The sequence below is a fragment of the Streptomyces sp. NPDC025784 genome, assembly GCF_055558435.1.
On sequence record NZ_JBVHMN010000012.1, the window covers coordinates 256,342 to 277,845 of the forward strand.

The window sequence follows — 21,504 nt, forward strand, 5'->3', positions numbered from 1 at the left end:
ACGACTGGACATCCGTGTCAGCCGGCCAGGCTCCTCGCGTAGACGCCCTCGACCCAGGCGGCGAGTTGTTCGTCCGTCAGATGCTGGGCCAGGTCCGCCTCGCTGATCATGCCGACCAGCCGCTTGTTCTCGATCACGGGAAGCCGGCGGATCTGGTGCCCCTTCATCTCCTGGAGCACCTCGTCGACATCTGCGCTCGAATCGATCCAGCGCGGTGTGCCCTGGGCCAGGTCTCCCGCGGTGACCTTCGCCGGGTCGTGACCCATGGCCACGCATCCGACGACGATGTCGCGGTCGGTGAGGATGCCGCAGAGCCGTTCGTTCTCGTCGCTGATGGGCAGGGCGCCCACGTTGAGCTCGCGCATCAGCTGGGCGGCGCGGTCCAGGGTCTCGTGCGCGGGGATCCATTGGGCACCGCGGTGCATGATGTCTCCGGCGGTGGTCATGAAGTACCTCCCAGTGCCGGACGGCCGGCGCGGCGCGGGACGCACCGCTAGTCCCGGCGCCCTCAATTCTCGCCGTGTCGCCGGACGAACGCACCCGGAACTACGGGATTTCCGGCGGCTGCCGGAGCCCCACCCACGCGGTGGCCCCGAGATCAGGCGGAGAAGCCGACGATCTTGCGCGGGACGACGCGGATGATCACGCGGACCTCGTCGTCCTTCTCCGCCGGGGGGTCGATCCCGAGGTACTTGTGGGAGAGCTCGTACGGGAGCCGCTTGGCGTCGTCGGGGACGATCTCGGCGGTGCCTCGGATCTCGACCGAGGAGTAGGGGTTGGCCAGATCGAAGACGGAGAGGCTGATGCGGGGGTCGCGTTGGAGATTGCGCACCTTCTGGCGTCCGGCGGTCGAGGAGAAGAGGACGGTGTCACCGTCGCGCTTGATCCACACCACGGAGTTCTGCGGAGCACCGCCGGGCCCCAGGGTGGCGACGCTGGCGAAGTTCTTGCCGTCGAGAAGGGCACGGACCGAGTCGTCGAAGGATGCCGGGCTGTCGGTGGAGGTCGTCATGGACCACAGGCTAACTATATGCGCGTGCATATAAAAGCCTTTTCGCGTCGGTAGCCGTGGGTGACCCTTCAACCGTTCCAAGCCGGGTGGCGCGGATCGTCGGCGCGCACCATGAGGTCCGCCGTGGCGCCCGGGTCCACCTCGGCCTCGTAGCGCGCGAAGGCGGGGAGGGTCCACTGCTCGGCATCGGGGGAACGGCGACGCAGGGCCCCCGGAGAAAGGAGCACGTGAACGCTGAGGTCGAAGGGGAACCAGTGGCGAAGGAGGAAGGGGCCGTGCATCAACAGGATTCCGCCGGGCGGGAGTTGCATGTAGGGGCTGCGGGTGGCGCGGTCGCTGACCGGGTCCCAGAGGTCGGGCAGCACGCGCCCGTCGCCGTCGGACTCCAAGGGGCCGAAGACCTCGCGCCAGAGGGCGCCGGTGTCGAACCAGCTGTCGTAGTAGCTGTCGGCGTCCTGGTGACCGTATTCGAAGCGGAGCGACGCGGGGCGCAGGAAGCCCTCCGTGCCGACGACGAGCGAGGTCCGGCCGCGTGTGCGCAGTGCCTCGGAGACGCGGTGCGCGAGTTCGCCGGGGCGGGCGGCGGGGGCTCCGTCGAAGGCGATGCGCGGCCATGGGCTGCCGTCTTCCGGCTTCAGGTCGAGCAGACGATCGGCGAGAAGATCGCCGAGTCGTTCCCAGGTGATCGCTTCGAGTCGCACAGAGCCCATGATGCCCCGTGCGGGCGAGATTCTCGTCGGCCGACGGGGACGGCGGCACGGCTCCGGAATAGCCAGTACGAACCGAAGGTCGAGTCGGCCGGGAAAGACGGCATCCCATCGCATTCCGTACGGGGCGAAGGGCGGATTGAGGGAATGAACCGCGTATGGCATCGATGGCAACTCCCGTGCAAGGGGGCGGACTTCTCGTCGTCCAGCCGCTCAAGAAACGGCACTGCGGTGGCTGCCGGACCGGACCGCTGGCGCTGCTGGTGCTGGAGGAGGGGACGCCGCGGTGCTTGGACTGTGCCGATCTCGGGCACTTGGTCTTCCTGCGGCGCGGGGACACCGCGCTGACGCGCAGGTCGCGGGAGGGCAGTGCGCTGTCGGCGGTGGTGGTGCGGTTCAACCGGCGGCGTGGCCGCTACGAACGGCAGGGCCTGCTCGTGGAGGAGGAGGCCCTCGCCCGTGCCGAGGCGCGGTGTCTGGCCGACGCGGAGGCCAGGAGGAGGCGCCGGGTGCGGGACGCACGGCGGCGGGAGAGGGAGGACGTGCGGTTCACGGACGCGTTCGCACGGGAGATATGCCGCCTGTTCCCGCGCTGTCCGGCCCACCGGGCACGGGTGATCGCGGGCCACGCCTCGGTGCGGGGAAGCGGACGGGTGGGGCGCAGTGCGGCCGGCCGTGCGCTGTCGGAAGGGGCGGTGACCGCGGCGGTCCGGGCGTCCGTACGGCACGTGGACACGTCGTACGACCAGTTGCTGATGGACGGCGTACCGCGCCACGAGGCACGCCGCCGGATCGAGGCCATGGTGGAGGCGCGGCTCGGCGCGTGGCGCGAGGGGGGCACGGTGCACGCGTGAGGGGGCGTGGCCCCGACGTGCGGCGCAAGGGTCACGGAGACGGCCGACGGCTGACGGCTGACGGCTGACGGCTGACGGCTGACGGCTGACGGCTGACGGTGAGCGGGGGCGCGGGCAGCCCGCGCTGGACGGGGCGGCCGGGCTCGTCTCCGGCGCGGGTGCGGAGCGAGAGCCTCACCGGTTTTCGGGGGGTGCGGAGCGTGTGAGCAGGGAACCCGACCCGCGGCGAACGGGCGCTGCGCGTGTTCTGGACGTTCACGCATGTGCCCGCGCTCCTCGGTGATGGTCACTGTGGACGCAGGGGGCTTCACTTGTGGTGACGGTCGGTGCAAGATCTTTGGTCTCGGGGACGGGGGAGTGAACATGATCGATGGACCGTACTTCGTACTGACGGTGCTGGGAGTGCTCGGCTGCGGGGTGGTGGCCGGGGTCTTCTGCGGATTCTCGACATTCGTGATGAGAGGGCTCGCCGACCTGCCGCCCGCGCAGGGAGTGGCCGCGATGAACGCGATCAATGTGGCGGCGGTGCGGCCGCCGTTCATGCTCGTGTTCGTCGGCTCTGCGGGGCTGTGCGCCGTGCTCGGAGTGGTCACGTTCGTGCTGCTGCCGGACGACGGGACGGTGGAGCTGCTGCTGGGCAGCGCGCTGTATCTGTTCGGGTCGTTCGGAGTGACGATCGTCGCGAACGTCCCGCACAACGACACGCTTCTCAAGCTGGACCCGGGGACGCAGGAGGCCGCCGCGTACTGGCGCACGTACGTGCGGGAGTGGACCTGGTGGAACCACGTCCGCACGATCGCCTCGGCCGCCGCCGCCGTGTCGTACACGCTCGCCCTGACTTGAGCCCGAGCCCTGGTCCTCCTCCCCCGGACCTTCCGGCTCGGCCCGGTGAAGCCCTCCGGACGACCTTGTGAGCGGCCCTCCGGACGACCTTGTGAGCCGCCCTCGGGACGACCCCGGGCTGCCCCGAGGGAGCGGCCCCTCACCTGAGCGGCGGGGCTCCTGAAGGGGACGTATCGTGGCGGGAAAGGAGTGCCGCGCGGAGGTCAAGGCCCCTTCACGTGCGCCGGCGCGCGGCTCCCTGCCGGTACGCGTACGCGAGGGAGACGGCCATGGCCGATCCCAAAGGGTTCATGACCACGCCACGCGAGGAGTATCCGCGTCGGCCCATCGAGGAGCGGGTGCGGGACTGGAACGAGGTGTACGTCCCCGGAGCCCTGCTGCCGATCATCAGCAAGCAGGCCGACCGTTGCATGGACTGCGGGGTCCCCTTCTGCCACGACGCCTGTCCCCTGGGCAATCTGATCCCCGAGTGGAACGACCTGGTCTCGCGCGAGGACTGGCGGGCGGCGAGCGACCGGCTGCACGCCACCAACAACTTCCCGGAGTTCACGGGGCGGTTGTGTCCGGCGCCGTGCGAGGCCGCCTGCGTCCTCGCGATCAACCAGCCGGCGGTGACCATCAAGAACGTCGAGGTCGCCATCGCGGACCGAGCCTGGGAGGACGGCTTCACTCCCCCGCGCCCGCCCGACCGGCTGTCCGGGCGGACCGTCGCCGTGATCGGCTCGGGGCCCACCGGGCTCGCGGCGGCACAGCAGTTGACGCGGGCAGGGCACACCGTCGCCGTGTACGAGCGGGCCGACCGGGTCGGCGGACTGCTGCGGTACGGGATCCCCGCGTTCAAGATGGAGAAGCGGCACCTCGACCGGCGGCTCGCCCAGATGCGTGCGGAGGGGACCCGATTCCGTACGTCGACGGCGATCGGCAGGGACATCCGTGCCACGGATCTGAAGGCACGGTACGACGCGGTGATACTCGCCGTCGGCGCGACGGCCTGGCGTGAACTGGATGTGCCGGGAAGGGAGTTGAGCGGGATCCATCAGGCGATGGAGTACCTGCCGCTCGCCGACCGGGTGTGCGAGGGGGACCTGGAGGTCTCGCCGCTGTCCGCGGCCGGCCGGCACGTGGTGATCGTCGGTGGCGGTGACACGGGCGCGGACTGCCTCGGGACGGCGGTGCGGGAGGGCGCCGCGTCGGTGACCCAGCTCGACATCTACCCGCTGCCGCGGGCCGAGCGTGACGAGGACGTCGAGCCGTGGCCGACGTATCCGAAGATCTACCGGCTCTCGGCGGCGCACGAGGAGGCCGGGGCGCTGGAGACGGCACCCGCGGCGGACGCGGACGCACGGCTGTTCGCCGCGTCCACGCTCCGCTTCGCCGGGGACGCGGACGGGCACGTGCGGGAACTGCACCTCGTCGAGGTCGACGAGCGGCGCCGCCCGATCGCCGAGTCGGGGCGCACGCTCCCCGTCGATCTGGTGCTGCTCGCCCTCGGGTTCTCCGGACCCGACCGCCGGGACGGTCTGATCGACCAGCTCGGTCTCGCCCTCGACCCGCGCGGCACGATCGCGCGCGACCCGGACTTCCAGACCAACGTCCCCGGGGTGTACGCCGCCGGGGACGCGGCCCGTGGACAGTCCCTCATCGTCTGGGCGATCGCCGAGGGCCGTGCGGTGGCCGCGGCGGTGGACCGTGCCCTGACCGGGACGTCCCGGCTGCCGGCACCGATAGGGCCGTACGACCGCCCCATGACGACGTCCTGACCCCGGGAGCCTGCCACGCGGGCGCCGGTCACGCCTCCCGCCGGGAGCGCGGGCCGACGCGCGCCGCGCGCTCAGCTACGCCCGTCTCCCGTCACCCCGGGGGCCGTACCCCGCTCGACGCGGGCCCGCCCCCGTCGCCCCGCCGCGCGGGCCGTGCTGCGCGCGGCGACCTCCCCGTCGCCCCGCGGCCGGGCCGTGCTCAGCGGCGCTCGTCGGTGCCCGCGACCTTCCCGCTGGACAGCGCCACTCGGTTCCAGGTGTTGATCGCGAAGATCAGGGCCAGGACATGGGCCAGCTCCTGGTCGTCGAAGTGGGCCGCGGCCTGCGCGTACACGTCGTCGGGCACGCCCGCGTCGGCGACGCGCGTGACGGCCTCCGTGAGTGCCAGCGCCGCCTGCTCCCGCGGCGTGAAGAAGTGGCGGGCCTCGCGCCACACCGCGACCATGTGCAGCCGGTCCTCGCTCTCGCCGGCCTTGCGTGCGTCATTGGTGTGCATGTGGAGGCAGTAGGCGCAGTGGTTCAGGTGCGAGGCACGGATCTGGATCAGTTCGACGAGCGCCGGGTCGAGCCCCTCACGGGCCGCTGCGTCGAAGCCGATGAGGGCCCGGAACACCTTCGGGGCGGACTTCGCGAAGTCGAGTCGGGTGTTTTCGGCCACGACCGCTCCCGGGACGCCGGTGGGGCCGGTCCCTCCGGCCGCCGCGGCCGTCTCCGCGGGCCCGGCGGTGTGGGCGGTGGCGGTACCGGCGGTGGTCGTGTGCATCGTGTTCGTGCGCATCGCGTTCGTCGTCATGACCATGAATCTACGAACCCAAGAGACCGGTTGTAGGGTTCACTTTCATGGCAGAAACATGGGTCAATTCGGCGGAGAGGATCGGCGCCGACCTGCACCTGGAGCTGTCCGGCTCGGGCGGGCGGCGGGCCGCGCTGATCCGTGCGCTGCGTGAGGCGGTACGCAGCGGGAGGCTCGCTCCGGGCAGCCGGCTGCCGCCGTACCGTTCGCTCGCCGCCGACCTGGGCGTCGCGCGCAACACCGTCGCCGACGCGTACGCCGAGCTCGTCGCCGAGGGCTGGCTGACCGCCCGACAGGGTTCGGGCACGCGGGTCGCGGAGCGTGCCGCGCCGTCGGGCGCCGCCCCGGCACGCGTTCCCAAGAAAGCGCCGGCACGCGCGCGTGGCCCCCGCCACGATCTGCGACAGGGCACGCCGGACGCCTCGTCCTTCCCCCGCACGGCATGGCTCGCGTCGTATCGCCGCGCCGTGCAGCAGGCGCCCAACGAGGCCTTCGGGCCCGGCGATCCCGCGGGTCGCGTCGAGCTGCGCGAGGCGCTCGCCGAGTACCTGGCACGCGCGCGTGGCGTCCGTACGGAGCCCGGGCGGATCGTCATCTGCTCCGGCTTCGCGCATGCCCTGCGTCTGCTCTTTCCCCAGGTCCTGCGAGGTCCGCTGGCCGTCGAGGCGTACGGTCTCGGCTTCCACCGGGATCTGCTGACCGCCGCGTCGGTACGGACCGTGCCGCTGCCCTTGGACGAAGACGGGGCCGAGGTGGGTGAGTTGGGCCGCGAGCGGGCCGTACTGCTCACTCCCGCACACCAGTTCCCGACCGGTGGGCCGCTGCATCCGACGCGCCGCGCGGCGGTGATCGACTGGGCACGCGCGCGTGACGGGGTGATCCTGGAGGACGACTACGACGGGGAGTTCCGTTACGACCGCAAGCCCGTGGGTGCGGTCCAGGGGCTGGACCCGGAGCGGGTCGTCCACATCGGTTCGGTCAGCAAGAGCCTGTCGCCCGCGCTGCGGCTGGGCTGGATGGTCCTGCCCGAGCGGTACGTCGACCCGGTGCTCGCCGTGAAGGGTGAACGGGAGGCGTGGGCCGGCACGTTGGACCAGCTGACGCTCGCCGACTTCATCGTCTCCGGGGCCTACGACCGCCATGTGCGGCGAATGCGGCAGCGGTACCGGGCGCGGCGCGACCGGCTGGTCGCCGCGCTCGCCGAGCGGGCGCCGCACATCGAGGTGACGGGGATCGCGGCCGGGCTGCACGCGGTGCTGCGGCTGCCGCCCGGGACGGAGCAGTCGGCGGTGAAGGCGGCGGTGTGGCAGGGCATCGCACTCGACGGACTCGACGAGTTCCGGCATCCCGGGACGGACATGTCCGCGCCGGACGGGCTGGTGGTGGGGTACGCGACGCCCGCGGAGCATGCCTATGCCGCGGCGCTCGACGCGTTGTGCGGGGTGCTGCCGCCGGGCTGACCAGCGGTCCTCACCCGCACCGGGCCGGGCCGTGCGCCGGCCGGAACATGACCTCTGGTCGACCAGGAGCGGGACAACGGTGGGACCGTTGGGGACAGGAGGCGTGTCCCCGTCGCGGTCGGCACCGGCGCGACTGTGGCCCGCCCCCGTCCTTCGTTCCGCCGTCGGGCGCAGGGCCACCCCCGGCGCGTCCCCCCTGTTGGCGGTCGGTCCTGGAGGGTGCTTCGATGACGCCGCTCGACGAACGTCATGAGGACGGTGCGCGCGACGGAGAAGCCCTCCGCGACGGCACCGCGTCCGTACCGCACGGCCTCCGTGCCGTCCCGCCCGACCACCCCGCGGCGGCATCGGCCCGGTTCGCCGGTTCCAGGGCCGCTCATCTCGCGCGCGCGGCCCGCGCGGGGCTGCCGGTGCTTCCCGGTTTCGTCGTGCCCTGCAGGACCGCGGCCGACGCCGAGGGCGCCACCGGTCCCCTGCCCCTCGGGAGCGCCTGGCACGAGCTCTCCCACGACGGCACCCGCCCCCTCGTCGTACGGTCCTCGTCCCCGCAGGAGGACACCCAGGAGTCCTCCCTGGCGGGCCAGTTCGCCTCCGTGCTGGACGTGCGGGGCCGGTGTTCGTGCACTGCGGCGCGGGCGTGGGGCGCACGGGGGCCATGGTGGCCGCATATCTCGTGCGGGCCGGCCAGGAGTCGGCACCGGCGGCGGCCAGACGGAACCTCGCGGTCGGACCGCCGTCGGTGGAGCAGATCTACTACGGGCTCAGCCTGGGACGGGACCGCGCGGACCAGCCGCCGTTGCCGGTGGTCGCCGTGAGCCGGCTGGTGGACGCCCCACGGCGTATGTGGTCCCGGCTGTGAGATCTCTCCGCGGGCGGTGGCGCGTCGCGCCACGACAGGCGGCCGATCGGCAGGCGTTCAGTCGGCCGACGGGTGCCGGCCACCGGGCATCCGGTAGCGGCCAGTGGATATCGGGTGTCGACCAGTGGGTGTCGGATATCCGGTGTCCACCAGTGAGTGTTGGATATCGGATGTCGGATTCAGGAAAGTCGCAAAGTCCTCTGGGGAATCGAAGGCAGAGGACGTCCGGAAACGTCAAGTAATCACGGAATCAAGGCAGATCAAGAAAACGGAGAACGCGCGGAAGACGGACCGCAAGTGCCTCAGGACAGCAGGAAGTCGGCCTCCCCCGCCTTCGCGCCCTGGATGAACGCGGTGATCTCGCCGGGCGTGTAGATCAGCGCGGGGCCGTCCGGATCCGCCGACTGACGGACCGCTATGCGGCCGTCGGCGAGTTTCATCGCCTCCAGGCAGTTGCCGCCGTTCCCGCCGCTCCACGGCTTGTGCCAGCCCTCGCTGCCCAGTTCACGGGCGGGCATTCCGTTGTAGATGCGCACGTTGCCCATGGCGGGCCTGATGCGTTCCATTCACAGCTCCTTGCGGAGATCACGGAGGATCTCCTTCGTGCGATGTGCCGTAGCGGCCTGAGCCGCCATGCGGTCCATGACCTCGAGATGGGTCGCCACCTCTGAGCGCGCGTCCAGGTAGACGGCGCCGGTCAGGTACTCGCTGTAGACCATGTCCGGGAGTTCCGGCATGGCGAAGCGGAACAGCACGAAGGGCCCGTAGGTGCCGGGGTGCGGGCCCGAGGAGAACGGGATCACCTGCAACGTCACATGGGGCAGTTTCGTGGCCTGGAGCAGCTTGTCGATCTGGGCGCGCATCACCTCGGGGCCTCCGATGGGACGGCGCAGGGCCGTCTCGTCCATCACGGCCCAGATCCGGGGTGCGTCCTCACGGGTGAGCAGATCCTGGCGTTGCATGCGCAGCGCCACATGGCGCTCGATGTCCTCCGGCTGGGTCTGGCCGATGGCCCCCGCCTTCAGGACGCCGCGGGCGTAGTCCTCGGTCTGCAGCAGCCCGGGCACGAAGTGGGGTTCGTACGAGCGGACGAGGGCGGCGGCGCCCTCCAGGCTCACGTGCATGGAGAACCAGTCGGGCAGGATGTCGTGGAAACGCTGCCACCAGCCCGGCTTGTTGGCCTCCTCGGCGAGTTGGACGAACGCCTCGGCCTCCTCGTCGCCGACCCCGTACGACTTCAGCAGGAGCTGGAGATACGGGATCTTGAGGGAGACCTCGGCCGTCTCCATGCGGCGGACCGTGGCGGGCGCGACGCGCAGGATGCGGGCCGCCTCCTCGCGCTTGAGACCCGCGCGTTCCCGCAGGTCCAGCAGGCGCCGGCCGAGGACGACCTGGCCCACCGTCGGCGCGGACCGCGGTTCGCTCACGCCCCACCTCCACTGTGTCCGGACAGGCCGGGCGGCGCCGTCCGGGGTCTCTTCGACTGTCCCAACTGGCGCCGCTCGACGTGCTGTTGCGAGCAGTGTGCCACGCGCCCTCACCGAGTCACACGGCACTCTGCAATTTTCAGAGTGACACTTGCCAAGTGTTCACGTCGGGGCGATAGTGGCAAGCGTGACTCCGTCCGCGCCGTTAGGAACAGACGCCGCCGAAGACCGGTCCGGTCTCCGCGCCGCCGCAGGGCTCCGCCCCGGCGCGGCTGCCGAGCGCCGGTTCCGTTTCGAGCTGTCCGCACACCCGGGCTCCGTGGCTCGGGCAAGACGCCTGACCCGTGCCCGCCTGACCCGCTGGGCGGTGTGCGAGGACACCTGCGACACGGCGGCTCTCGTCGTCTCCGAGCTGGTCACCAACGCCATCGTCCATGCCGCCGGGGAACGGGTCGTCTGCGAGCTGCACGACGGCGACGACCTGGTGCGGATAGCCGTGCGTGACGAGGGATGCGCTCCGGGTGAGCCGCACCCCTCCCCCCAACGGCCCGAGGAGGAGCACGGGAGGGGATTGCTCCTCGTCGCGGCCATGTCCAGGGCCTGGGGGGCCCAGGACACCGGCCCCGGGCTCCTGGTCTGGGCCGAGCTGGCGCGAGCGGCCGGGTCCGAGCACGCGGCGGGCTCCGAGCACGGGGCCGGGTCAGGACGGACGGCGCACTCCGAGCGTCCGGCACAGTCCGCGCACGCGGCCGGTTCCGGCCAGTCGGCACGTTCCGAGCACGGGACGGCGTCCGAGCGGTCGGCGGCGTACGACCGGCCGGACGGAGGGGACCACTCGGCGGGCATCGAGCGCACCGCGGCGCGGAAGCACTCGGGCACCGGCCCGGAGCGCGTGACGGTGCCGCTCCAGCCCACGGCCGAGACGCGGCGGCCGTGCACGGCCGGCCGGCCCCGCGTGGACACCGAGGTCCGGTCAGACCTGGGCTGGAGCGCCAAGAAGCCCCCGGCCGACGGCCGGGGTTCCGGGACCGAGGCGTCCTGGGGAACGGGGACCGCATGGGTGTGAGGGGATCGTCGGCGACGGGGCCCTCGGCACGGGTCCTGAGCCTGGACACGCTGGTGCGCGTGAGGCGCGCACAGCCGGGGTCCGGGCAGCCGAGGCGTCTCCTCGTACCGGAGGACATGACGGTGCCGCTGGGGTGCGACGCCGTGTCGCTGCCGGCCCGGTTCGGTCCCCTGCTGCTGCCCCGACTGCCCCGGGTGGGCTGCGTCTACGCCGACGGGGCGCACTGGTGGTGGATCGTGCCCTCGGATTCCGACGTCGCGCTGGAGTGGCCCGCGCCCGCGCACTACGCCACGGGGGCGGTCGTCGTGGACGCGCCCGCCGAACCCGGCCTGATCCACCGACCGGAGGGAACTGTTCCGTACACCCCGCCGATCCCCCTCTACCTGGCCATCTGCCGGGTGACGGGGACGACACCCGTCTGGTCGCGTCCGATCAGCGCGTGAGGCCCCGGACCGAGGCCGCGGGACGCCCGTCGAGGGCTGCAGGCCACGGGCCGGGGACACGGGGCGCCCCGGTCAGGGGGCGTCGGTCATCGGCGGCGGCCGTGTAACGCACGGAGTGACGACCCGGCATCCGGCCGAGGGCGGACAGGGTGACGCCCGGCACCCGGCCGGGGGCGCACAGGGTGACAACCCGGCACCCGGCCAGGGGCGCGAGCGCCGCCCGGGGCCTGTACGGCGTGTCCGAAGTGCGCCGGTCGCCGCAAAACCCCGTTGCCGCCATGGGTGGAGCGCTGCGTTCCTGGGAATTGCACCGTTCGTGCGTTCTCGGGGGAGGCCATCGGTGGAGAAACCCGCACGGAAGAAGAACGGCGACGCCGACGCGCCGCCGCCGTCCGACTCGGAACATCTGCTCTTCGGCGGCCCGCTCCGGTACGACATGGGCTGGTCACAACACTCCGACGCGTTCCTGGAGTTGAACTTCCGCGCGATGGTGACGCGGCTGCCGTCACTGCTCGCGTCCAGCTTCCGGCTCGCATGGAAGGCGGACCCGCGCGCCGCCCGGGTGGTGCTGGCCGCCGAGTTGGCCCGCGGCGGAGCCCAGGCGGTCAGCCTGCTCGCGGTCAACAGTGTGCTGGGGCGGCTGATGGCGGGCGGCCCGGTCGAGGACCGGCTGCGCGGCGCGCTCCCGGCGCTGGTCACGGTCGCCGCCGTGATGCTGGTCGCCGCACTGCTGCGGGCCGCGTCGACGTACGCCACCGGGCGCCTGGAACCGAAGGTGGAGCGGGTCGCGACCGAGCTCTACCTGGAGCGGGCCGCGGCGGTGGAACTATCGGCGATCGAGGACGACGCCTTCCACAAGCTGCTGGACACCGCGCAGTACGGCGCCCAGTCCGCACGCCGCATGATCAGCATCGCGACCCGGGTCGTGAACGCGCTGATCTCGCTCTGCGCGGCCGCCGGTGTCCTGACGGTGCTGCACCCCGCGCTGCTGCCGCTGCTCGTCACGATGACGCTGCCGAGCGCCTGGAGCGCCCTGACGAACGCCCGGCGGCGCTACGAGTCGTTCCACACCTGGGTGCAGCACGCCCGCGCCGGGCACCTGATCAGCAGTCTGCTCACCGAGCCGGCCGCGGCTCCGGAGATCCGGGTGCACGGTGTCGGGCCGTTCCTGTTGCGGCACTTCCGCTCGATGTCGGAGACCGCCGAGGCCGAACAGGCGCGCCTGGCACGGCTTTCGGCCCGCACCGGGCTGATCGCCGCCGCCTGGGCGGGACTTGCCACGGTGGCGACGTACGCGACGCTGGGCGGGCTGCTGCTCGCCGGGGCGATGGCGCTGTCCGTCGCGGGGACAGCCGTGATCGCGATCCGCACCGGTTCGGCGAGCCTCGACACCCTCGTCCTGGAGATCAACTCCCTCCACGAGGAAGCCCTGTTCGTCGGCGACCTGCACCGCCTGTACGTGGAGGCGGCCGAGCGAGCGATCCCGGTGGGCGGCGATCCGCTGCCCGAGCGCCCGCGGGAGATCCGCTTCGAGAACGTCACGTTCACCTATCCGGGCGCCTCGGCCCGGCCGGCGCTCGCGGACGTGACGCTCACCGTGCCGCTGGGCAAGATCGTGGCACTCGTTGGTGAGAACGGCTCGGGCAAGACGACCCTGGTGAAGCTGCTCGCCGGACTGTACGCACCCGAAAGCGGCCGCATCCTGTGGGACGACGTGGACGCGGCGACCGCGGACCGGCATCAACTCGCCGAGCGCATCGCGATGGTGGCCCAGGACTTCAAGCGGTGGCCCTTCACGGCCCGCGTCAACGTCGCGATCGGCCGTGCCTCGGCACCGCTGACCAGGGAGCGCGTCACGGCGTCGGTCGCCGAGGCGGGGGCCGAGGAGGTCGTGGCCGATCTCCCACGGGGGCTGGACACGCTTCTGGCCCGCGGTTTCAGCGGCGGTCACGAGCTGTCGGGCGGGCAGTGGCAGCGCCTCGGCATCGCCCGGGCCGCGTACCGGCGCGGCACCATCCTGATCGTGGACGAGCCGACGGCCGCACTCGACGCCCGTGCCGAGCTGGAGGTCTTCGAGAAGATCCGGGCGCTGGCGGGCACCGGCCAGACCGTCATCCTCATCACGCACCGGCTGGCGTCGGTGCGCCACGCCGATCTGGTCCATGTGCTCGACCAGGGCCGTCTCGTGGAGTCGGGGAGCCCGGACGAGCTCCTGGCGACGGGCGGCGTCTACGCGGAGTTGTACTCGCTCCAGGCGGAGCAGTTCGCGGCGCGGGTACCGACCGGGGAGGCCGGCTGACGCGAAGCGGGTACCGGCCCGGACACCGACCGAGGCGAAGCGGGCACCGGCCCGGACACCGACCGAGGCGGCGCGGGCACCGGCCCGGAGGCCCGCCGACCCGGCGCGCCGTCACGCCCTGTCACTCCACGGACTCGCCACCGCGCACGACGACCAGGAACGCGTCCGTGGCGAGGTCCATCACGACCTCCGCCGCCTGGCCCTCCTGGCGGCGCGCCTGTGCGAACTCCTCAGCGGGCCACGAACCGCGCGGCCCACCGGCGGGAAAGCGCTCCAGCACCGTTCGCCCGTTCACCCTGCACCTCCATGTCGCGCTGTACTCGAAGAGTTAAACGCCCGGCATGGGGTCGGCGGCTCGGGAAGTGACGGTACTGAGACATTGCCGACACGCGGCTGTGGATGCGGCGTGACGGATCTGACGATTCCGGTCACTCCTGGTCACCGGTGGTGTCGATGCGGACCTGTCCGGTCAGTCCTCGTACTCGTCGTGGTAGCGGATGCGTGCGCTGCCCGCGGGTGCCCCCAGAGCAGACGCCCGCCCCTTGGGCTGCTCCCACTCCTCCTGCCGGCCGAGGGCCGTGAGGTCGAGAAGGCTGGTCGTGGAGCCCAGCCCGTCGAGGCCGCGCTCGTAGGTGGAGTACGTGTGGAAGACACGGTCGCGGTCGCGCAGGAAACAGCTCATCCCCGGACGCTCGTAGGGTTCGCCGCCGCCGTCGCCCTCCTCACCCGTGAAGGACACCTGGAAGTCGTGGTTGAAGTCGCTCCCGTACGACGAGTACCAGGGCACCGTCCAGCCCATGCGGGCCTTGAAGGGCAGGATCCTGGTGTACGGCGCCCTGGACACGGCGGCGAACTCCGTTCCGCGGGCCCGCAGATGGGCGAGGTGCCCGATCTGGTCGAGGAAGGCCGAGCAGCTGCGGCAGCCCGCGTCCCATTCGGGCGCGAACATGAAGTGGTAGACGACCAGTTGCTGCCGCCCGCGGAAGAGATCGAGCAGCGTCGCCTTCCCGTCGCCGCCCTCGAACACGTACTCCTTGTCGATCTCGACCATCGGCAGGCCGCGACGCTCCGCGTTGAGCGCGTCACGCGCGCGGGTGGCGGCCTTCTCCTGGACCAGCAGTTCCTCGCGCGCGGCGCGCCACTCCTCGCGCGAGACGATCCGCGGAAGCGTCATGTGCTCCTCCTACGCAACAGTGCCTTCTCTGTGGTGACCGGCGGGAGAAGCAGAACTCATCGGCGTATCGGGGAGATTTTTCGTCGGTGCGTCGCCACGCGGGTGAACGGCGCCAGGCGTACCGGGCGGATCAGGTGTCGTACTCCTGGATCCGCCTGCCGTGGCTCCGGTCGAGGAGCGCGGGCAGCCGCTGCCCCAACTCGGCGACGGTGGACGGCAGATCGATCGTGAGCAGGCGCCGGTCCCGCATCAGTACCCGCCCGTCGACGACGGTCGTGCGCACGTCGGCGGAGCGGGCGCTGTGCACGAGCGTGGCCGCCAGGTCGTGGACCGGTTGGGTGTGCGGTCCGGTGAGGTCGACGAGGACGATGTCGGCCCGGCGTCCCGGAGCCAGGCTGCCGATCCGCTCCCCCAGTCCGACGGCCCGTGCGCTCTGCAGCGTCGCGTGGTGCAGGGCCTGCCGGGACGTCAGCCAACGGGGGTCGCCCTCGGCCGACTTCTGCACGAGCGAGGTGAGCGCCATCGACTCCCACACGTCGAGGGAGTTGTTGGAGGCGGCGCCGTCCGTGGCCAGGCCGACCGGGACGCCGATCTCGCGCAGCGCCCGCACGGGCGTCGGGCCCCAGGCGAATTTGAGGTAGCCGCGCGGGGCGGTGGCGACGGCGATCCGCCCGGGCGCGTCACGCAGCACGGGGAGGTCGCGCTCGACGATGCCCGTGCCGTGCGCGATGAGCACGTCGTGGTGGAGGAGTCCGGTGCGCTCCAGCACCTCGATGGGTGTCACACCGTGGCGGGCCAGACTGGTCTCGGTCTGCGCGCGGCTCTCGGAGGCGTGCAGGTGCACGGGAAGCCCGTGGTCTCGGGCGAGTCCGGCGGTGGCGGCGAGGTCGGCGTCGTCCACCGTGTAGGGGGCGTGCGGTGCCAGGGCGGTGGTGATGCGGCCGTCGGCGGCACCGCGGTGGCGCAGCGCGAACTCCAGTGACCTCTCCCGCCCTTCGGGGCCCTGTGAGGAGAAGAAGGCCTCGCCGAGGTGCGCGCGCAGCCCGCTCTCCGCCACCACCTCGGCGACGGCGTCCATGGAGAAGTAGTGGTCGGCGAAACAGGTGACCCCGCCGAGGATCATCTCGGCGCACGCCAGTCGCGCGCCCAACTCCACGTCCTTCGCGGTGAGGTTGGACTCGACGGACCAGATGTGGTCGTTGAACCACTCCTCGGCCGGCAGGTCCTCCGCGACTCCGCGCAGGGCGACCATCGGCGCATGAGTGTGGCAGTTGATCAGGCCGGGCATCGCCACCTGGCCGCGGCCGTCGATGTGTTCGACGGCGTCCGGGCGGGGCAGGCCGCCGCCGGTGACCGTCTCGATGACGCCTCCGCGTACGACGATCGAGGCGTCCTCGACGAATCCGGCCTCCTCCCCGTCGTCGTGCACCAGCGCGGTGCATCCGCTGATGACGAGATCGGCGGGCGTGGGTGTTCCACCGGGCCGGGTCATTACGTCACCGTACGACGGCGTCGTGCCGTCGGGGGACGTGAACCGCGCATCCCGTACGAGCTCTGTCGCGACGGCGGACGGGCGAGCACTCTGGCGTCACCACCGTCGCCCTCGGTGCGTGTCACCACTGTCGCCCTCGGCGCGCGTCACCGCCGTGGTGCTCGGTGCGTCCGTCGCCCCGGTGTGCGTCACCGTCGTCGTCACCGGTGCGCTTCAGCCCGTCTCCGCGCGCCTCGGCGCGCCTTTCGGAAGGAGCCCGCATGCTCCTCGGCACGTGGAACCTGGAGAACCTGTACCGGCCCGGCGGCCCCTTCGGGCCGCAGGACAAGGCCGCGTACGAGTCGAAGCTCGCCGCCCTGGCCGGCGTCGTCGACGGACTCGACCCCGCATTGCTCGGTGTGCAGGAGGTCGGGGACCCGGACGCGCTCGCGGACCTGGCCGACATGCTCGACGGCGACTGGCAGGTCACCGTCTCCGAGCACCCCGACGACCGGGGCATCCGGGTGGGCTTCCTCAGCCGCGCGGCCCCGCGGGTCGTCGCCGACACCGTCGCCTTCCCCGCGAAACTGCGCCCTGTGCAGGCCGACGACAGCGGTGGCACGGCCTCGCACGCGGGCCGCGGCTTCCTCGCCGTGGAGGTGTCCACGGGTGCGCTGACCCTCACGGCGGCCGTCTGCCATCTGAAGTCCAAGCTGCTCTCGTACCCCGGCGGGCGGTTCCAGCCGCGCGACGAGGGCGAACGGGCCCGATACGGCGCCTACGCCCTGTACCGGCGCGCCGCCGAGGCCACGGCGCTGCGCGCGCTGGCCGACGAGCTCCTGGCCGGTGAGGGCCGCACCCGGGACGTGGCGGTGCTCGGCGACCTCAACGACGAGGTGCAGGCGGCCACCACGCAGATCGTCCTCGGCCCGCCCGGTTCCGAGATCGGCACCTCGGGGTACGACCGCCCCGACGCGGGTGACGGGATGCGTCTGTGGGACGTCGCCCCGCTCATCCCCGCCGACCGGCGCTACTCCCGTGTCAGTTCCGGGCGCCGTGAGCTGATCGACCACATCCTCGTCAGCCACCACCTGGTCCACCGGTCACCGCGGCGGGCACGGGCCTGCCCGACGAGGAGCGGCTCCGGCTGCCGTCGGTGGCCGTGGACCCGGTCGGGCGGCGCGGTGCGCCGGGCTCGGACCATGCGCCGGTGTGGGCGCGGGTGCGGACGTAACGGCTACGGCGGCCCTGCCGACGCCGGGGTCGTGCGGCGGGCCGCCGGGGGCGGACGGTCGCACCGCGCTGGGGACTACATCGCGATCGGGACCTCGGGGGCGGCCCCCGGCACCCCGTGCGCGTCCAGGCCGGCCCGTTCCTGGCGTTCGGCCAGTTCGTCGAGGAGTTCGGTGATCCGCCCGGTGTGCCGGGGGGTGAGCCGCCCGGTGTCGTCGAGGTGCACGGCGCACGCCGTGGTCGTGTCGACGAGCCGCTCCAGCGTGGCCGCCACCTCGCCGGTCCCCTCGGCATGCCGGGCCAGGGCGGGGAGTTCGGCGGCGGCGAGGTCGATCGCGGTGCGGGCCTCGGCCAGCGTGCGATACGCCTCCCGCCGCAGGACCCAGCGCCCGGCCCGGACGTCGGCCGCACCACCGCCCGGGCCGCTCTTGTCCGCCCTTGCTTCTCCCCCGCCCTTGCCCCCGCGCCTGTCTTCGCCGGGTGCTCCGTGCTCGCCGCGGCTTTCGCCCCGCCGTCCCCCGTCCGCGTCCTGTCGTTCCGCGTCCTCGGCCCGGCCCTCGTCGAGGACGTGTGCGAGATAGGCCCCGGCGGCCCGTTCGGCGCGCCGGAGCCGTGCCCGCACGGTCCCCCCACGCTGTCCGGGCATCGGCAGATGGCCCACGAGGAGCACGATCGCGCAGGCGAGCAGGGTCTCGCCGAGGCGGCTCCAGGAGGCCTGCGGCTCCCCTCCCAGCATCACCAGGGCGAGCACGAGGACGGTGACGACGGCGGTCTGCGCGGCGAAGTGCCGGGTGGCGACGGGGAGGAGCGCGCCACTGACCGCGACCAGGGCGACGAGGCCCTCGGGCCGCGGCAGCAGGGCCGCGAGTCCGGCGAAGGCGACGGCGCCGAGCACCGTTCCGGCCGCGCGGCACAGCACACGCGAGGCCAGCGGCCCGAGGTCGGGCTTGACGAGGAAGACGGCGGTCGCGGGCAGCCAGTACCAGTGCGCGTGGTGGCCGTACCAGTGGGCCTGGTTCAGGGCCTGTGCGACGGCCGCGCCGGCGCCGAAGCAGAGGGCGACGCGGATCCCGTATTCGCGTCCGGCGGAGCCGAGAACGGTGCGGACGGTGGAGGCGAGCGTGCGCGTCCGGGTGTGCAGGTCGCCGCCGTCCGCCCGGTCGAAGACCTCGGCGGCGTGCAGAAGGGCGTTGTCGAGGGCGCGCAGGGCGGGCGCGGTGCGGTCGGGGGCGGGCAGCGGACCGGTGTGGGTGTTGCCCCGTACGGCGTCGGCGAGGCGCCGGGGCCCCGCGGAGGCGCGGGTGGAGCCGGCGTCGCCGGACCAGGCGAGCGCGGTGGCGGCCTCGGCGAGCGGCAGCGCGGCGGCGTACTGCGCGTGCAGCCGCCGCTCGGCCGCGGAACTGGCGTACCGCCGCAGCCGGGGTCCGGCGAGCGCGTCCTGCGCGTGGTCGAGCGCGGCGGTGAGGGCGACGCGGCGACGGGTCGCCTCCGGCCCGCCGGCGGCGTCGAGCAGATCGGCGATCGCGTCGTAGACGGCGCCGACGGCCGCGCGCTCGCCGTCGAACCGGTAGTCGCCCGCGGTGGCGCCGGGGGTCGGCAGCGCGAGCCGCAGCAGGAGCAGCCAACCGGCGCCGCCGAGGAAGAAGAGGGCGCGCTGCCATCCCGGTTCGGGCAGCGGCATCCCCGCTCCGATGGCGCAGGCGACGAGCAGCTGGGTCCCGGCACCGGAGGCGACGGGGCCGATCGCGCTGACGGCTCCGGCGACGAGCCCGAGCCCGGTGAGAAGGAGGGTGAGCGCGACCGCTCCCACGTGCTGTCCGGCGTACGACCCGACGAGCAGGCCGGTGGCTCCGGCCAGGGCGGGCACTCCGAGCCTCCTGACGGCGGCGCGCCTGCTGCCCGGCCGGTCGTTGATGCCGGCGAGCATGGCGCCGAGGGCGGCGACGACTCCCGCGGAGACGTGCTGGGCCGGCACGGCCACGAGGAGCAGGGGCCCGGCGGCCAGCGCTCCGCGCACGACGGCGCTCCAGGGCACGGGCCCGCGCTGGGCGCGCAGGGCATGGGCGAGCCAGGGCGGTGGGGTGAAGCCGGGGCGGGACACGGGGCTCCTGTCGGCGAGGGCGGGCATGTGCTGGCTGCTGCCTTCGGGCGACGTCGGCCGGGCGGTGTCGTTCCCACGATAGGCCGTCTCGCGTCCGGGAACGGAACGTACGCATTTCCACCGTGTGACGCCGGGCGGGAATTCCGCGTTCTTCATGAACGCGGTCGGAAGGAAACGTCGGCGGGGGGATCGGGAGCGGGCCGAAGGACGTGTGGAACATCCGGACGCGGAGCGGGCCCGAGGGCGTAGCCGACCCCCGGACCCTGTGATGCCGCCCATTTCGCACACCGGACCCTGTGCGGACCAGGTCAGTCGTTATGTCGCCGCGTCCTGCCTTTGGACCACCACGCATCGAGCTGCGCGGGCCGGACTTGAACCGGCATTTCGACGTACTGGGGCCTGGGCCCGTTCGATCCGGCGATCGGCGGCGAATACTGAGTCTGGAGCAAGAGTCTGAGATTGACCGCGCTCCGTCCCTGACATCCGTGGCGGGTACGGAACGCTCATCACGACAAGCTTCAGCTTCAGCTTGCGCTCCTCGCGCACCCCGGCCGTACTGAGTCGGCCGGGGAGTCTGGAGGCTACCCGAAGAGGTAGCCGAACACGGCGTCGCCGACCCGCTGGTCGACGACGTCGACGCCGTTCGCCTCCTCGCGGGCGAACTTGACGGCCTGCTGCAACTTCTCCACACGGTCCAGGAGTTCGTTGACCCGTCGTGCGGGAAGGGCGCCGGAGAACTTCACGGTCGTCCAGTACCCGACGTGCACGTCCTCGTAGTACACCTCGACCTGGGCCGGATGCTTCTCGGTGGCCTCGGCCTTGACATGGTTCCGGGGCACCTTCTTCGTACGGACCGTCCGCACGGGCTCCGTCTTCCAGGCATCGGTGGACGGGTCCTGCGCCCACGACTCGGAGGCGTCGAGAACGGGCAGTTTCCGCACGAAGGAATTGAGGTCGGTGAGCTGCTTCTCCAGGAACAGCAGATAGGACACGGGTACGTCGGCGACGAGTACGCGCCCGTCCACCTTCACGTCCGCGCGGGCCGTGCAGTTGGCCCAGTCCTTGGTGGCGGTCACGTCGAACAGCCGCGTGAGGGTCGCCGCGGTGTCCCGCAGTACGTCCTCGGCCTTCACCTGCACCCGGGTCGACTCGGGCGGCAGTTGCTCACCCTCCTCGTCCTTCGGCTGATAGGTCCGCGATATTCCGGCCAGGAGAGCCGGCTTCTGGAGCCCGTGATGAGCAGCCGTCAGGTCCTGGTGGGACTTGGACTTGACGCCCTTCTCGACTGCGATGATCTGGTTGAGTTTCGCCACGCTCGGAACGGTAACAGCGGCAACCGATCCTTTTCGAAGCATTATTCGAGAGCGTCGCGCACGGCTCGGGAATGCTTTTCGCCGACCGCCCGAGGAAGGAGCGGGAGGTGCGCATCGGGTCAGGATGCGGGTGGCGCGGCCGGGGTGTCGAGCGAAATTCGGATGCGTGGCCCTGCCGTCCCGCCGCATCATCGGCGGGTCGCCCGCCGACGACCGACCGGGCCGAGCGGGCCCGGCGTCGACGACCCCTTCAGGAGCTCCCGTGGTCCAGCGCGTCACCGTCCCCACCCTCTTCGCGCCGCCCGTCTATGCGCACGCGTCCGTCGTCGAGGCGGGGACGAGGCTGGCGTTCCTCGCCGGGTCCGTGCCCCTCGACGCCGACGGGAAGATCGTCGGCGAGGACGATCCCGTGCGGCAGGCCCGGCAGGTGCTGGCCAACCTGGACGAGCAACTTCGCGCGGTCGGCAGCGACATGGCGCACGTGGTGTCGACCGACGTGTACGTCGTGAGCAGCGAGCCGGCGGTGCTGTCCGCCGTGTGGAACGTCGTCGAGGCGTCCGGGCTGAGCATCGGCCCGCACTCCTCGACGCTGCTCGGGGTGGCCTGCCTCGGGTACACGGGGCAGCTGGTGGAGATCACCGCGACCGCCGTCGTGCCCTAGGCCGGCCCTGCCCGACCGTCCCCGACGC

Annotated in this window: 20 protein-coding genes and 1 pseudogene; 10 read left to right on the forward strand and 11 right to left on the reverse strand. The window is 72.4% G+C overall.

Annotation, left to right across the window (positions count from 1 at the left end):
• Positions 1-17: 17 nt before the first annotated feature.
• The 3 genes from ACZ4IF_RS26900 to ACZ4IF_RS26910 form a co-directional block, all read right to left on the reverse strand.
• A complete protein-coding gene (locus ACZ4IF_RS26900) occupies positions 18-446 on the reverse strand; it encodes a CBS domain-containing protein (RefSeq protein ID WP_359500502.1) in 429 nt (142 codons plus the stop codon).
• 152 nt (positions 447-598) lie between these two features.
• A complete protein-coding gene (locus ACZ4IF_RS26905; RefSeq protein ID WP_467567206.1) occupies positions 599-1,012 on the reverse strand; it encodes a PPOX class F420-dependent oxidoreductase in 414 nt (137 codons plus the stop codon).
• Between the two features lie 68 nt (positions 1,013-1,080).
• Positions 1,081-1,722, reverse strand: a complete 642-nt coding sequence (locus ACZ4IF_RS26910; RefSeq protein ID WP_467567208.1) for a nucleoside/nucleotide kinase family protein — start codon at positions 1,720-1,722, stop codon at positions 1,081-1,083.
• A 155-nt stretch (positions 1,723-1,877) separates the two neighbouring features.
• Here ACZ4IF_RS26910 and ACZ4IF_RS26915 point away from each other — a divergent pair, with 155 nt between their 5' ends.
• The 3 genes from ACZ4IF_RS26915 (at position 1,878) to ACZ4IF_RS26925 (ending at position 5,176) form a co-directional block, all read left to right on the forward strand.
• Positions 1,878-2,573 (forward strand): DUF2293 domain-containing protein, encoded by a 696-nt coding sequence (locus ACZ4IF_RS26915; protein ID WP_467567210.1) that lies wholly within the window; start codon positions 1,878-1,880, stop codon positions 2,571-2,573.
• Positions 2,574-2,936: 363 nt separating this feature from the next.
• Entirely contained in the window at positions 2,937-3,416 is a 480-nt protein-coding gene (locus ACZ4IF_RS26920) for an anthrone oxygenase family protein (protein ID WP_467567212.1), read from the forward strand.
• Between the two features lie 269 nt (positions 3,417-3,685).
• Positions 3,686-5,176, forward strand: a complete 1,491-nt coding sequence (locus tag ACZ4IF_RS26925) for a glutamate synthase subunit beta (protein ID WP_467567214.1) — start codon at positions 3,686-3,688, stop codon at positions 5,174-5,176.
• Between the two features lie 199 nt (positions 5,177-5,375).
• Here ACZ4IF_RS26925 and ACZ4IF_RS26930 read toward each other — a convergent pair whose 3' ends face one another.
• Positions 5,376-5,975, reverse strand: coding sequence for a carboxymuconolactone decarboxylase family protein (locus ACZ4IF_RS26930; RefSeq protein WP_467567215.1), 600 nt, complete (start codon positions 5,973-5,975; stop codon positions 5,376-5,378).
• A gap of 41 nt (positions 5,976-6,016) precedes the next feature.
• Here ACZ4IF_RS26930 and pdxR point away from each other — a divergent pair, with 41 nt between their 5' ends.
• Both pdxR and ACZ4IF_RS26940 read left to right on the forward strand, forming a co-directional pair.
• Complete coding sequence (gene pdxR / locus ACZ4IF_RS26935; RefSeq protein ID WP_467567217.1) at positions 6,017-7,429, forward strand: MocR-like pyridoxine biosynthesis transcription factor PdxR; 1,413 nt, start codon at positions 6,017-6,019, stop codon at positions 7,427-7,429.
• Between the two features lie 655 nt (positions 7,430-8,084).
• On the forward strand, positions 8,085-8,288 hold the full coding sequence (locus ACZ4IF_RS26940) for a hypothetical protein (RefSeq protein WP_467567287.1): 204 nt from the start codon (positions 8,085-8,087) through the stop codon (positions 8,286-8,288).
• Between the two features lie 302 nt (positions 8,289-8,590).
• Here the strand turns inward: ACZ4IF_RS26940 and ACZ4IF_RS26945 are convergent, their stop codons facing one another.
• Together ACZ4IF_RS26945 and ACZ4IF_RS26950 are read right to left on the reverse strand one after the other, a co-directional pair.
• Positions 8,591-8,854: a DUF397 domain-containing protein gene (locus ACZ4IF_RS26945; RefSeq protein ID WP_467567220.1), complete on the reverse strand. Its 264-nt coding sequence runs from the start codon at positions 8,852-8,854 to the stop codon at positions 8,591-8,593.
• A complete protein-coding gene (locus ACZ4IF_RS26950; RefSeq protein ID WP_028805993.1) occupies positions 8,855-9,715 on the reverse strand; it encodes a helix-turn-helix domain-containing protein in 861 nt (286 codons plus the stop codon).
• Between the two features lie 187 nt (positions 9,716-9,902).
• Between ACZ4IF_RS26950 and ACZ4IF_RS26955 the strand changes: the two genes are divergently transcribed.
• The 3 genes from ACZ4IF_RS26955 (at position 9,903) to ACZ4IF_RS26965 (ending at position 13,523) form a co-directional block, all read left to right on the forward strand.
• Positions 9,903-10,781 carry an ATP-binding protein gene (locus ACZ4IF_RS26955; RefSeq protein ID WP_467567224.1) on the forward strand — a complete coding sequence of 293 codons (879 nt, stop codon included), beginning with the start codon at positions 9,903-9,905 and terminating at the stop codon, positions 10,779-10,781.
• On the forward strand, positions 10,772-11,224 hold the full coding sequence (locus ACZ4IF_RS26960; RefSeq protein WP_359500476.1) for a hypothetical protein: 453 nt from the start codon (positions 10,772-10,774) through the stop codon (positions 11,222-11,224). Before ACZ4IF_RS26955 ends, ACZ4IF_RS26960 begins: the two co-directional genes overlap by 10 nt.
• A gap of 436 nt (positions 11,225-11,660) precedes the next feature.
• Complete coding sequence (locus ACZ4IF_RS26965; RefSeq protein WP_467567290.1) at positions 11,661-13,523, forward strand: ABC transporter ATP-binding protein; 1,863 nt, start codon at positions 11,661-11,663, stop codon at positions 13,521-13,523.
• 121 nt (positions 13,524-13,644) lie between these two features.
• On the opposite strand, the gene ACZ4IF_RS26970 is transcribed toward ACZ4IF_RS26965, so the two are convergent.
• From ACZ4IF_RS26970 to ACZ4IF_RS26980, 3 genes are all read right to left on the reverse strand, one after another.
• Complete coding sequence (locus ACZ4IF_RS26970; protein WP_095933592.1) at positions 13,645-13,818, reverse strand: hypothetical protein; 174 nt, start codon at positions 13,816-13,818, stop codon at positions 13,645-13,647.
• 174 nt (positions 13,819-13,992) lie between these two features.
• Entirely contained in the window at positions 13,993-14,697 is a 705-nt protein-coding gene (locus ACZ4IF_RS26975) for a DUF899 domain-containing protein (RefSeq protein WP_467567227.1), read from the reverse strand.
• 130 nt (positions 14,698-14,827) lie between these two features.
• Positions 14,828-16,189, reverse strand: coding sequence for an amidohydrolase (locus ACZ4IF_RS26980; RefSeq protein ID WP_467567230.1), 1,362 nt, complete (start codon positions 16,187-16,189; stop codon positions 14,828-14,830).
• A 260-nt stretch (positions 16,190-16,449) separates the two neighbouring features.
• Here ACZ4IF_RS26980 and ACZ4IF_RS26985 point away from each other — a divergent pair.
• A pseudogene (locus tag ACZ4IF_RS26985) lies at positions 16,450-17,402 on the forward strand (endonuclease/exonuclease/phosphatase family protein).
• A 75-nt stretch (positions 17,403-17,477) separates the two neighbouring features.
• Here ACZ4IF_RS26985 and ACZ4IF_RS26990 read toward each other — a convergent pair.
• Both ACZ4IF_RS26990 and ACZ4IF_RS26995 read right to left on the reverse strand, forming a co-directional pair.
• Positions 17,478-19,529, reverse strand: a complete 2,052-nt coding sequence (locus ACZ4IF_RS26990; RefSeq protein ID WP_467567232.1) for an FUSC family protein — start codon at positions 19,527-19,529, stop codon at positions 17,478-17,480.
• Positions 19,530-20,083: 554 nt separating this feature from the next.
• Positions 20,084-20,815 carry a DUF7873 family protein gene (locus tag ACZ4IF_RS26995; protein WP_359500464.1) on the reverse strand — a complete coding sequence of 244 codons (732 nt, stop codon included), beginning with the start codon at positions 20,813-20,815 and terminating at the stop codon, positions 20,084-20,086.
• 262 nt (positions 20,816-21,077) lie between these two features.
• Between ACZ4IF_RS26995 and ACZ4IF_RS27000 the strand changes: the two genes are divergently transcribed.
• On the forward strand, positions 21,078-21,476 hold the full coding sequence (locus ACZ4IF_RS27000) for a RidA family protein (RefSeq protein WP_467567235.1): 399 nt from the start codon (positions 21,078-21,080) through the stop codon (positions 21,474-21,476).
• The last annotated feature ends 28 nt before the right edge of the window (positions 21,477-21,504 follow it).